Raw genomic sequence first — 973 nt, 5'->3', positions numbered from 1 at the left:
AGCTGGTTTTCCCGCAAAAAATCCTGCCAGTCATAGCTGCTAAACTGGCTCCCTTGGTCGGAATGAACCAGCACTTCTTGTTCGGGTCGCCGTCGCCACACCGCCATCAGTAACGCACTGATGGCCAGCTCTCGGTCGATCCGCTGCCCCATCGACCAACCAATGACGTGTCGTGAGAACAAATCCAATACCACAGCCAGATAGAGCCAGCCTTCATGCGTGCGAATGTAGGTGATGTCCGTTACCCAGACCTTATTGGGCTCGGTCACATCGAACTGGCGTTCCAAATGATTCGGTGCAACCACCGTTGGCCGGCCACCATAATGGCCTGGACGGCGGTGATAGCCGGTTTGTGAACGTAACCCTTCATGTCGCATTAATCGCGCCACCCGGTGCTTGCCACAGGTCTCGCCCATTTCTCGCAGGTCATCCCGGATCTTGCGATAACCATAGACGCCCCCGCTTTCTAGCCAACATTGCTTGATCTGGCCCAGAAGGCGTTGATCCTCCTGTGCTCGGGTAGATAAGGGCTGTCGCTGCCAAGCGTAATAACCGCTCGGGTGGACATTCATCATCCGGCACAGTCTGCGGACAGGATGCGTGGACTCGTGTTCCCGGATGAAGGCGTACCTTAACCTGACAGCTTGGCAAAGTACGCGGCGGCCTTTTTTAAGATATCTCGCTCATCGGTGACGCGGCGCAATTCGGCCTTGAGGCGGCGGATCTCGGCTTGCTGGCTGGACTCATACTGCTGCACGTCGGGCTGGCTATAGCGTTTGATCCAGGCGTAAAGACTATGGCTGGAAACACCAAGTCGCTCGGCGACCTCTGCCACTGGGTAATGGCGCTCAGTCACCTGCTTGACGGCGGCCAGTTTAAATTCTTCCGTGTAACGTTGCTGCTTGCTCATAACACCTCCTGAATGACCTCAGTTTGAGGCTCTTGAGGTGTCTAGGAAAGTAGGGGCGATTCA

1 pseudogene is annotated in these 973 nt (G+C 55.8%); it reads right to left on the bottom strand.

Annotated elements, in window-relative coordinates:
• Positions 1 to 910: pseudogene (locus AACQ95_RS14350) on the bottom strand (IS3 family transposase); the annotation flags it as partial.
• Positions 911 to 973: the final 63 nt, after the last annotated feature.

The sequence above is a fragment of the Aeromonas sp. MR19 genome, assembly GCF_963899305.1.
Classification (GTDB): Bacteria; Pseudomonadota; Gammaproteobacteria; order Enterobacterales; family Aeromonadaceae; genus Aeromonas; species Aeromonas bestiarum.
The sequence above is the reverse complement of the archived record's forward strand: the minus strand, read 5'-3'. Positions and strand labels throughout refer to the sequence as shown.